The organism is Leifsonia sp. SIMBA_070 (genome assembly GCF_046534635.1).
Classification (GTDB): Bacteria; Actinomycetota; Actinomycetes; order Actinomycetales; family Microbacteriaceae; genus Leifsonia.
On the sequence record NZ_JAWRYK010000880.1, the window covers coordinates 1 to 239 of the forward strand.

A 239-nucleotide genomic window follows, 5' to 3' on the forward strand; every position below is an offset into this window, starting at 1 on the left:
GGCGTGGAAGCGCTGCGGCCTGTGGTCCACCGTGTGGTGCCGGACCGCATTGTTGCCGGCACCTGGGCGTTCGCCGCAGCCATCACGGGCGGCTGCATCGAGGTGCGGGACGCTGACGCATCCGCTTTGGCCGTGGTGCTGGACAAGCTCACCCAGGCAGGCTGCACGGTGACGGTGGGGGAGGACAGCTTCACCGTCAAGGGACCCGAGCGGCCCGAGCCGATCAATGTGTCCACCCT

The 239-nt window shown here is 69.0% G+C and carries 1 pseudogene; it reads left to right on the forward strand.

The features are described from left to right. Positions 1-239: pseudogene (locus SB754_RS22745) on the forward strand (UDP-N-acetylglucosamine 1-carboxyvinyltransferase); the annotation flags it as partial.